At 58.0% G+C, this 9,780-nt stretch carries 9 protein-coding genes and 4 tRNA genes; 1 reads left to right on the top strand and 12 read right to left on the bottom strand.

Going from position 1 to position 9,780, the window contains the following annotated elements:
* Positions 1 to 20: 20 nt before the first annotated feature.
* Positions 21 to 4,127 (bottom strand): DNA-directed RNA polymerase subunit beta, encoded by a 4,107-nt coding sequence (rpoB, locus tag PQR53_RS27375; RefSeq protein WP_408461001.1) that lies wholly within the window; start codon positions 4,125 to 4,127, stop codon positions 21 to 23.
* A gap of 124 nt (positions 4,128 to 4,251) precedes the next feature.
* On the opposite strand from rpoB, the gene PQR53_RS27380 reads away from it, so the two are divergent.
* The gene (locus PQR53_RS27380; RefSeq protein WP_408461003.1) at positions 4,252 to 4,494 is read left to right on the top strand and encodes a hypothetical protein; all 243 of its coding nucleotides are present in this window, start codon (positions 4,252 to 4,254) and stop codon (positions 4,492 to 4,494) included.
* Positions 4,495 to 4,497: 3 nt separating this feature from the next.
* Here PQR53_RS27380 and rplL read toward each other — a convergent pair whose 3' ends face one another.
* From rplL to PQR53_RS27435, 11 genes are all read right to left on the bottom strand, one after another.
* On the bottom strand, positions 4,498 to 4,869 hold the full coding sequence (rplL, locus tag PQR53_RS27385) for a 50S ribosomal protein L7/L12 (RefSeq protein WP_172318043.1): 372 nt from the start codon (positions 4,867 to 4,869) through the stop codon (positions 4,498 to 4,500).
* 63 nt (positions 4,870 to 4,932) lie between these two features.
* Entirely contained in the window at positions 4,933 to 5,436 is a 504-nt protein-coding gene (gene rplJ, locus PQR53_RS27390; protein WP_007180144.1) for a 50S ribosomal protein L10, read from the bottom strand.
* 302 nt (positions 5,437 to 5,738) lie between these two features.
* Positions 5,739 to 6,437, bottom strand: a complete 699-nt coding sequence (gene rplA / locus PQR53_RS27395; RefSeq protein ID WP_408461006.1) for a 50S ribosomal protein L1 — start codon at positions 6,435 to 6,437, stop codon at positions 5,739 to 5,741.
* Entirely contained in the window at positions 6,438 to 6,869 is a 432-nt protein-coding gene (rplK, locus tag PQR53_RS27400; protein ID WP_172318045.1) for a 50S ribosomal protein L11, read from the bottom strand.
* A 165-nt stretch (positions 6,870 to 7,034) separates the two neighbouring features.
* Entirely contained in the window at positions 7,035 to 7,592 is a 558-nt protein-coding gene (gene nusG / locus PQR53_RS27405) for a transcription termination/antitermination protein NusG (protein WP_007180147.1), read from the bottom strand.
* Position 7,593: 1 nt separating this feature from the next.
* Positions 7,594 to 7,974, bottom strand: coding sequence for a preprotein translocase subunit SecE (gene secE, locus PQR53_RS27410; RefSeq protein ID WP_408461008.1), 381 nt, complete (start codon positions 7,972 to 7,974; stop codon positions 7,594 to 7,596).
* 36 nt (positions 7,975 to 8,010) lie between these two features.
* Positions 8,011 to 8,086, bottom strand: a tRNA-Trp gene (locus PQR53_RS27415).
* Positions 8,087 to 8,151: 65 nt separating this feature from the next.
* Positions 8,152 to 9,342: an elongation factor Tu gene (tuf, locus tag PQR53_RS27420; protein WP_063497539.1), complete on the bottom strand. Its 1,191-nt coding sequence runs from the start codon at positions 9,340 to 9,342 to the stop codon at positions 8,152 to 8,154.
* 63 nt (positions 9,343 to 9,405) lie between these two features.
* Positions 9,406 to 9,480 (bottom strand) — tRNA-Thr (locus tag PQR53_RS27425).
* 16 nt (positions 9,481 to 9,496) lie between these two features.
* Positions 9,497 to 9,570, bottom strand: a tRNA-Gly gene (locus tag PQR53_RS27430).
* Positions 9,571 to 9,605: 35 nt separating this feature from the next.
* A tRNA-Tyr gene (locus PQR53_RS27435) sits at positions 9,606 to 9,691 on the bottom strand.
* Positions 9,692 to 9,780 lie beyond the last annotated feature (89 nt).

Below are 9,780 nucleotides of genomic sequence, written 5' to 3' on the forward strand. Positions count from 1 at the left end.
GCTTTCTCTCCGTAGTCCGATTAGTTGCGGTCGAGGTCGATGTCGATACCGAGCGAGCGGATTTCCTTCACGAGCACGTTGAAGGATTCCGGCATGCCGGCGTCGATCACGTGATCACCCTTGACCAGGTTCTCATACACCTTGGTCCGGCCTGCCACGTCATCCGACTTAACCGTCAGCATTTCTTGCAACACGTACGATGCGCCGTACGCTTCGAGCGCCCACACTTCCATTTCACCGAAACGCTGGCCACCAAACTGCGCTTTACCGCCCAACGGCTGCTGCGTGACGAGCGAGTACGGGCCCGTGGAACGCGCGTGCATCTTGTCGTCGACCAAGTGGTGCAGTTTCAGGTAGTGCATGTAACCGACAGTCACCGTACGTTCGAACATCTCACCCGTGCGGCCGTCATACAGACGCACCTGATTCTTCGACGGCGTCATGCCGAGGTTCTTCGCGATGTCGTCCGGGAATGCCAGATCCAGCGCGCGCGACATTTCTTCTTCCGTCGCACCGTCGAACACCGGCGTGGCAAACGGAACGCCTTCGCGCAGGTTCTTCGCCAGTTCGACGATTTCGTCGTCCGTGAAGCTGTCCAGCTCTTCAGCGCGGCCCGACTCGTTGTAGATCTTGGTCAGGAATTCGCGCAGTTCAGCAATCTTCGCCTGACGTTGCAGCATTTCGCCGATACGCCAGCCGAGACCCTTCGCGGCCCAACCCAGATGCACTTCGAGAACCTGGCCCACGTTCATCCGCGACGGCACGCCGAGCGGGTTCAGAACGACGTCAGCCGGACGGCCATCGGCCATGTACGGCATGTCTTCGATCGGAACGATCTTCGACACAACACCCTTGTTACCGTGACGGCCGGCCATCTTGTCGCCAGGCTGCAGACGACGCTTCACAGCGAGATACACCTTGACCATCTTCAGCACGCCCGGCGGCAGTTCGTCGCCTTGCGTGAGCTTCTTGCGCTTTTCTTCGAACGCCAGATCGAACTGGTGACGCTTCTGTTCGATCGAGTCCTTGATAGCTTCGAGCTGGGCCGCGGCTTCTTCGTCCGCGAGGCGGATGTCGAACCAGTGGTAGTGATCCAGGTCTTCCAGGTAAGCCTGTTCGATCTTCGCACCCTTCGCGAGCTTCTTCGGCCCGCCGTTCGCGACCTTGCCGGTCAGCATACGTGCGAGACGCTGGAACGCATCGCCTTCCACGATACGCAGTTGGTCGTTCAGGTCGAGGCGATAGCGCTTCAGTTCATCGTCGATGATCTGTTGCGCACGCTTGTCGCGCTGAATGCCTTCACGCGTGAACACTTGCACGTCGATGACCGTGCCGCTCATACCCGATGGCACACGCAGCGACGTATCCTTCACATCCGAAGCCTTTTCACCGAAGATCGCGCGCAGCAGCTTTTCTTCCGGTGTCAGCTGGGTTTCGCCCTTCGGCGTGACCTTACCGACCAGCACGTCGCCTGCTTCGACTTCAGCGCCGATATAGACGATGCCCGACTCGTCGAGACGGCCGAGTTGTACTTCAGCCAGGTTCGAGATGTCGCGCGTGATTTCTTCCGGTCCGAGCTTCGTATCGCGAGCTACGACGTTCAGTTCTTCGATGTGGATCGACGTGTAACGGTCGTCAGCAACCACCTTCTCCGAGATCAAGATCGAGTCTTCGAAGTTGTAGCCGTTCCACGGCATGAACGCGACCAGCATGTTCTGGCCGAGAGCCAGTTCGCCGAGGTCGGTCGATGCGCCATCAGCCAGCACGTCGCCACGCGACACGATATCGCCGACCTTCACGATCGGGCGCTGGTTGATGTTCGTGTTCTGATTCGAACGCGTGTACTTGATCAGGTTGTAGATGTCCACGCCGACGTCGCCCGCAACGGCTTCATCGTCGTTCACGCGGATCACCATACGGCCAGCGTCGACGTAATCGACCACACCGCCGCGGAATGCCTGAACCGTCGTACCCGAGTCGACTGCCACCGTGCGCTCGATACCCGTACCGACCACAGCCTTTTCAGGACGCAGACACGGCACAGCCTGACGCTGCATGTTCGAACCCATCAATGCGCGGTTCGCGTCATCGTGTTCGAGGAACGGAATCAGCGATGCTGCCACCGACACGATCTGCGACGGCGCCACGTCCATATACTGGATGCGGTCCGGCGTGACCATCAACGTTTCGCCTGCTTCACGCGACGACACCAGTTCGTCGGTCAGCGAGCCGTCAGCAGCCACTGCCGCGTTCGCCTGAGCGATCACGTAACGGCCTTCTTCGATCGCGGACAGATAGTCGATCTGATCCGTCACCTTGCTGTCCACAACCTTGCGATACGGCGTTTCGAGGAAGCCGTATTCGTTCAGGTGCGCGTACAGTGCGAGCGAGTTGATCAGGCCGATGTTCGGACCTTCCGGCGTTTCAATCGGGCACACACGGCCATAGTGGGTCGGGTGCACGTCGCGGACTTCAAAGCCAGCACGCTCACGCGTCAAACCGCCCGGGCCCAGTGCCGAAACACGGCGCTTGTGGGTGATTTCCGACAGCGGGTTCGTTTGGTCCATGAACTGCGACAGCTGCGACGAACCGAAGAACTCGCGAATCGCCGACGAAATCGGCTTCGAGTTGATCAGGTCGTGCGGCATCAGGTTTTCGCTTTCGGCCTGGCCGAGGCGTTCCTTCACAGCACGTTCGACACGCACGAGACCGGCGCGGAACTGGTTTTCCGCCAGTTCGCCGACGCAACGCACACGACGATTGCCCAAGTGGTCGATGTCGTCCACTTCGCCCTTGCCGTTACGCAGTTCGACCAGGATCTTGATCGTTGCGAGGATGTCGTCGTCTTGCAGCGTCATCGGACCGACGATTTCGTCGCGACCGACACGGCGGTTGAACTTCATACGACCAACCTTGGACAGGTCGTATGCGTCTTCGCTGTAGAACAGACGGTTGAACAGCGCCTCGACCGCTTCTTCGGTCGGCGGTTCGCCCGGACGCATCATGCGGTAGATCGCGATGCGAGCGGCCATCTTGTCCGCGGTTTCGTCGATACGCAGCGTCGACGAGATGTACGGACCTTGATCCAGATCGTTCGTGTAGAGCGTCTGGATGTCTTTGATCTTCGATTCGCGGAGCTTTTCGAGGACGGTTTCGGTGATTTCGTCGTTCGCGTTAGCGATGACTTCGCCCGTGTCGCCATCGACGACGTTCTTCGCCAGCACGCGGCCGAGCAGATAGTCTTCCGGGACCGAGATGAACTTCGTCTTCGCGTTGTCGAGATCGCGAATGTGCTTGGCGTTGATCCGCTTGTCCTTCTGGACGATCACGTTGCCGTCACGATCCGTAATGTCGAAACGTGCGACTTCACCACGCAGACGCTCCGGCACGAATTCCATCTGCGCGCCTTCCGGCATCAGCGTGAAATTGTCGAACACGAAGAAGTTTGCGAGGATCTGTTCCGGCGTCAGGCCGATTGCCTTCAGCAGGATCGTGACCGGCATCTTGCGACGACGGTCGACGCGGAAGTACAGCACGTCCTTCGGATCGAATTCGAAGTCGAGCCACGAACCGCGGTAAGGAATGATACGTGCCGAGAACAGGAGCTTGCCCGAGCTGTGCGTCTTGCCCTTGTCGTGTTCGAAGAACACGCCCGGCGAGCGATGCAGCTGCGACACGATCACACGTTCCGTGCCGTTGATAACGAACGAACCCGTCGGCGTCATGAGCGGAATTTCGCCCATGTACACTTCTTGTTCCTTCACTTCCTTGACGACCGGCTTGCTCGGCGATTCCTTGTCGAGCAGCACCAGACGCACTTTTGCGCGCAGTGCGGAGCAGTACGTCAAACCGCGCTGCTGACATTCCTTGATGTTGAATGCCGGCGGCGACAGCATATAGCTGACGAACTCTAGACGTGCGAACCCGTTATGCGAAACAATCGGAAAAACGGACGTAAACGCAGCTTGCAGGCCTTCCGGCTTGCGCTGCGTGGATGACGTGTCTGCTTGCAGAAACGTGCTGAATGATTCAAGCTGGGTAGCCAGCAGGAAAGGTACTTGGTGAACGATGGGGCGCTTCGCAAAACTCTTGCGAATACGCTTCTTCTCGGTGAAGGAATATTGCATACGATCTCCGAATCACGGCGGGCATTGTTGTCGAGGCAGGATACCTTGATGAGACAACCCGAGTGTTCACCGACTGAGACCCGATGGCCGTCCGATGGCTTGAACGAGCCTAGAAGCTTGGTGGTTGGCCGCTACCAACCGCTGGCTGACGGCAGCGGATGCCTATGTTGCCCGCTACCCGACCAAACTTGCCTTCTGCAGTCGCTTCAGAAGACAAAGAGAAACGCCGGTCAATATTGCCGATAGGCGATTTTCTTTGGCTTCTAGGGCCCCTGTTCTTGCCGAATATGGCTGGCAAAAACGTCGTCCCCACAAAGCACAAAAAGGCCGGCGGTGGAAAACCGCCAGCCTTCGCACAACGCGCTGAAACTTACTTGATTTCAGCCTTCGCGCCGGCTTCTTCCAACTTCTTCTTGGCTTCTTCAGCAGCAGCCTTCGGTACCGATTCCTTAACAGGCTTCGGTGCGCCGTCGACCAGGTCCTTCGCTTCCTTCAGGCCGAGACCCGTCAGTTCACGAACAGCCTTAATGACCGAAACCTTGTTCGCGCCGACTTCCGTCAGGTTGACCGTGAATTCGGTTTGCTCTTCAGCGACAGCTGCAGCTGCGCCTGCCGGGCCTGCCACTGCAACAGCAGCTGCCGACACGCCAAATTTTTCTTCGAACGCCTTGACCAGCTCGTTCAGTTCCAGAACCGACATCGAGCTTACTGCCTCGAGGATGTCATCTTTTGCGATTGCCATTTGAAATACTCCTAAATTGAATTCGGATACAGCCAGCGATCAATCACGCTCGACTGAAGTGCGTTACGCAGCGGTTTCTTCGCCTTGTTTCTTTTCTGCCAGCGCGGCCAGAGCGCGCGCAAAGCCGGAAACAGGTGCTTGCATAACGTACAACAGCTTGGAGAGCAGTTCTTCGCGGCTCGGGATGTTTGCCAGCGCTTGCACGCCAGCCTTGTCCATCACCTTGCCTTCGTAGGAACCAGCCTTGATGATCAACTTGTCATTGGTTTTGCCGAAGTCGTTGACGACCTTAGCAGCAGCAATTGCATCTTCCGAGATGCCGTAGATCAAGGGACCAGTCATCTGCTCTGCCAGCGGAGCAAACGGGGTACCTTCGACAGCGCGACGCGCCAGCGTGTTCTTCAACACGCGAAGGTAAACCTGTTGCTCACGCGCTTTCGCGCGCAGCTTGGTCAGATCGCCAACCGCGATTCCACGATACTCAGCCAGAACCACGGTCTGGGCTTTCGCGACTTGCGCGGCAACCTCAGCGACGACGGCCTGCTTGCTTTCTTTGTTAAGTGGCACGGTTAACCTCCAGATTCGATACACGCAGCGTGCGCCTTGCGTACCGCGTTCAATAACGGCGTCCGACCAGTCAGGAGTATTTCGACCGCCTGAAACCCACATCACTGCGGATCCCAACCGGTTTCATCACTACAAAACTTTTTCGGGTTCGCCATCTGCGTTGGCTTTACATTAAGGGTCAGCCTGCCTGCTGCTTTCCCGCCAACGGTCTTTGACAACCGGCCGTTCGATGCACACTGCCATCTCGCGACCGCCCAAAGCCCATAAAACCGCCTCGACTCACATCGAGGCGATGAAATTTATTACTGTGCTGCGATCGATGCCTGGTCGACGCGAACGCCAACACCCATCGTGCTCGACAGCGCAACCTTACGCAGGTACACACCCTTGCTCGTTGCCGGCTTCGCCTTTTGCAGCGCGTCGACCAGAGCATTTAGGTTGCTACGCAGAGCCGTCGGCTCGAACGATGCACGGCCAATCGTGGCGTGGATGATACCCGCCTTGTCGACACGGAATTGCACCTGACCAGCCTTGGCATTCTTGACCGCAGTCGCGACGTCCGGCGTAACCGTGCCAACCTTCGGGTTCGGCATCAGGCCGCGCGGGCCGAGGATCTGACCGAGCGTACCGACAACGCGCATCGTGTCCGGCGAAGCGATCACGATGTCAAAGTCCAGCTTGCCGGCCTTGACTTGTTCAGCCAGGTCTTCCATACCGACGACTTCTGCGCCGGCTGCACGAGCTTGCTCAGCCTTTTCGCCTTGTGCGAACACTGCCACGCGAACGGACTTACCGGTACCAGCCGGGAGCACGACCGAACCACGAACCACTTGGTCCGACTTCTTCGCATCGATGCCGAGTTGCACTGCAACGTCGATCGACTCGTCGAACTTCGCGCTTGCGCATTCCTTCACGAGCGACAGAGCTTCGTCGATTGCGTACAGCTTCTGGCTGTCGACCTTAGCTGCAAATGCTTGCAGACGCTTTGAAAGCTTAGCCATTTACACGCCCTCCACGGTGATGCCCATCGAGCGGGCGCTACCAGCGATCGTACGAACCGCTGCGTCCAGATCAGCTGCCGTCAGATCGGGCATCTTGGTCTTGGCGATGTCTTCGGCTTGAGCACGGGTAATCGTGCCGACCTTGTCGGTGTGCGGCTTGGCCGAACCCTTGTCGATCTTCGCTGCCTTCTTGATCAGGACCGTAGCCGGCGGCGTCTTCAGAACGAACGTGAAGCTCTTGTCCGCGAACGCGGTGATCACAACCGGAATCGGCAGACCCGGTTCCATTGCTTGAGTCTGCGCGTTAAACGCCTTGCAGAACTCCATGATGTTCAGGCCGCGTTGGCCCAGCGCCGGACCGACCGGCGGCGACGGGTTGGCTTTACCTGCAGGAATCTGCAGCTTGATAAAGCCAATGATTTTCTTTGCCATTTTGAAAACCTCTTAGGAACGTCGCCGTGTTACAGGCGGACATTCAGTGAGTAGTAGCGCGTGTTCGCCGAAAAGCAGACTACTGACGCTCCTCAACGGCCATTACGCGGACCGTAAGCGCGAAATACGGACCGCACCGACTGGTGCACCCCGTAGAATTCTGGATTACAACTTTTCGACCTGGCCGAATTCCAGCTCGACCGGCGTTGCGCGGCCGAAGATTGTAACGGAAACACGGACGCGCGACTTTTCGTAGTTCACTTCTTCGACGCTGCCGTTGAAGTCCGTAAACGGACCATCTTTCACCCGCACCATCTCGCCCACTTCGAACAGGGTCTTCGGACGCGGCTTTTCCACGCCTTCCTGCATCTGCGACATGATCTTCTCAACTTCCCGCGGGGAAATCGGGCTCGGACGATTGCGCGCACCGCCAACGAAACCCGTCACCTTGGCGGTGTTCTTCACGAGGTGCCACGTTTCGTCCGTCATTTCCATTTCCACGAGGACGTAGCCCGGGAAAAAGCGCCGCTCGGTCACTGATTTGTGACCACCTTTCACCTCGACCACTTCTTCAGTCGGAACGAGGATTTGACCAAATTGGTCTTGCATGCCAGCACGTTCGATACGCTCCTGAAGCGCACGTTGCACGCTCTTCTCCATGCCGGAGTATGCGTGCACTACATACCAACGTTTGCCGCTCGGGGATGCCGGAGTATCGCTCATATCATTTCCAACCCAGAATCACCGAGAAAATCGCCCATTCGATGGATTTATCGCTAACCCAAAGAAAGATCGCCATCACAAACACGAAGCCGAACACGACGAGCGTCGTCTGACTGGCCTCTTTGCGAGTCGGCCAGACAACCTTGCGAACTTCTTTGTATGAGTCTTTGGCGAAAGCGATGAAACCCTTGCCAGGCGCGGAGAGAAGACCGACTGCAACACCCGCGATAGCGCCAACAGCCAAGGCGGCTCCGCGGACGTACCATTCCTGGCTGCTGAGCCAGAAGAACCCCACGAACCCGGCCAAGACCAACAATACGCCCGCGACGAGCATCAGCTTGTCGCCGGATGTATTTACAGTTTCGACGGAAGGATTCGCCATAACACCTTAACGAAGCGCCACATACGGCGCGAGAGTTGGCAGGGGCAGAGGGAATCGAACCCCCAACCTTCGGTTTTGGAGACCGACGCTCTGCCAGTTGAGCTATACCCCTAAACCATTTTGGGGTTGACGACACCGCCAACCCCGAAACCACCGATCAACGAGAACTGTCTGGCGTTACTCGAGAATCTTAGCAACCACACCTGCGCCGACCGTACGGCCGCCTTCGCGAATTGCGAAACGCAGACCTTCTTCCATCGCAATCGGGTTGATCAGCTTCACCGTGATCGACACGTTGTCGCCCGGCATGACCATTTCCTTGTCCTTCGGCAACTCGATCGAGCCCGTCACGTCCGTCGTACGGAAGTAGAACTGCGGACGATAGTTGTTGAAGAACGGCGTGTGACGACCGCCTTCGTCCTTGCTCAGCACATACACTTCAGCCGTGAAGTGCGTGTGCGGGTTGATCGAACCCGGCTTCGCCAGAACCTGGCCACGCTCCACGTCTTCACGCTTCGTGCCGCGCAGCAGGATACCCACGTTGTCGCCTGCCTGACCCTGGTCGAGCAGCTTGCGGAACATTTCCACGCCCGTGCAGGTCGTCTTCACCGTCGGCTTGATACCGACGATTTCGATTTCTTCGCCGACCTTCACGACGCCACGCTCAACGCGACCCGTCACCACCGTGCCGCGACCCGAGATCGAGAACACGTCTTCCACCGGCATCAGGAACGCACCGTCAACTGCGCGCTCCGGCGTCGGGATGTACGTGTCCAGCGCGTCGGCCAGGTTCATGATCGCCACTTCGCCCAGCTCGCCCGTGTCGCCTTCCAGCGCCAGCTTGGCCGAACCCTTGATGATCGGCGTGTCGTCGCCCGGGAAGTCGTACTTCGACAGAAGTTCGCGAACTTCCATCTCAACGAGCTCCAGCAGCTCAGCGTCGTCCACCATGTCGCACTTGTTCAGGAACACGATGATGTACGGAACGCCAACCTGACGCGCCAGCAGGATGTGCTCACGCGTTTGCGGCATCGGGCCGTCTGCAGCCGAGCACACCAGGATCGCGCCGTCCATCTGCGCTGCGCCCGTGATCATGTTCTTCACATAGTCAGCGTGGCCCGGGCAGTCGACGTGGGCGTAGTGGCGGTTAGCCGTTTCGTACTCAACGTGCGCCGTGTTGATCGTGATACCACGTGCCTTTTCTTCCGGCGCCGCGTCGATCTGGTCGTACGCCTTTGCTTCGCCGCCAAACTTCTTGGTCAGCACCGTCGTGATCGCTGCCGTCAGCGTGGTCTTGCCGTGGTCAACGTGACCGATCGTGCCGACGTTCACGTGCGGCTTGGTCCGCTCAAACTTACCCTTGGCCATTTTCGACTCCTAAGAGGATTTATCCGTACGTTGCGCCGCGCGCAAACAATCACCGTGTACTTCTGGTGCCCATGGGCAGGATCGAACTGCCGACCTCTCCCTTACCAAGGGAGTGCTCTACCACTGAGCCACATGGGCGCTACTTCTTTGTTACTGGAGCGGGTGAAGGGAATCGAACCCTCGTCGTAAGCTTGGAAGGCTTCTGCTCTACCATTGAGCTACACCCGCAAGGATCCATGGATTCCCAACTACTGCTCGCATTCTGGTGGAGGAGGTTGGATTCGAACCAACGTAGGCGTAAGCCAACAGATTTACAGTCTGCCCCCTTTAGCCACTCGGGCACCCCTCCGCAGAGAACTGATGATTATGAGGGAACAACCGCTCGCTGTCAAGGCCTGCTTGACCGTTCCAAACTCATAGCTCTCACTTATATAGTGA

The sequence above is a fragment of the Paraburkholderia fungorum genome (assembly GCF_046027605.1).
In the GTDB taxonomy this organism is placed as follows: domain Bacteria; phylum Pseudomonadota; class Gammaproteobacteria; order Burkholderiales; family Burkholderiaceae; genus Paraburkholderia; species Paraburkholderia fungorum_F.